Here is a 735-nt window from a genome sequence, read left to right on the forward strand (position 1 = left end):
GTAACCTCAATGCCCCATTCGGTTAAGGTGCTCGCAATCAAGCGAGCGGTTTGCCACTCTTCAAAACCGATTTCCGGGTGCTGGTGAATCTGGCGGCGCAGTGCCGTCAATTCGGGCAATAAGGTCTCTACTGTCGCCTTATTAACGCGCGGCGTCTCTGTTGATGGTGCAGATGGCGTCATGATGATTCCTTAAAACGTACCGGGATAGCTGCCGCCATCAATCAACAGGTTTTGTCCGGTGATAAACCCGGCTTGCTGTGAGCAGAGAAATGCGCAGGTGGCACCAAACTCTTCGGGTTGCCCATAGCGCTGAGCCGGGTTAGCCGCCGCTCGTTCCTTGTGGATTGCCGAAAAGTCGCGTCCGGTCTGTTCGCTCAGCGACTGAATATGGTGCCATTGGCCTTCGGTATCGAAGATGCCCGGCAGGATATTGTTGATCGTCACGTTGCGGTGCACTTGCGTGCGCGCCAATCCGGCGACAAAACCCGTCAGGCCGGAACGTGCACTGTTGGACAAGCCCAGTTCCAACTGCGGGATCTTGACGCTGCGCGAGGTGATATTGATGATGCGACCAAAACCGCGCTCTGCCATGCCGTCAACCGTGAGGCGCATCATGGCAATCGGGCCGAGCATCATGCTGTCGAGGGCATCGAGCCAATCTTGTCTCTGCCATTCGCGAAAATCACCCGGCGTTGGGCCGCTGGCGTTATTGATCAGAATGTCGGGGGTAGGG

At 56.7% G+C, this 735-nt stretch carries 1 protein-coding gene and 1 pseudogene; both read right to left on the bottom strand.

Annotated features, from left to right (window positions below):
* Positions 1-182 (bottom strand): annotated as a pseudogene (locus J5224_RS32560) (amidohydrolase); the annotation flags it as partial.
* A 9-nt stretch (positions 183-191) separates the two neighbouring features.
* Positions 192-735, bottom strand: a 544-nt coding sequence (locus tag J5224_RS32565) for an SDR family oxidoreductase (RefSeq protein WP_264629065.1), incomplete at its 5' end; no start/stop codon positions are given.

It is taken from the genome of Candidatus Symbiopectobacterium sp. NZEC135, from assembly GCF_025962695.1.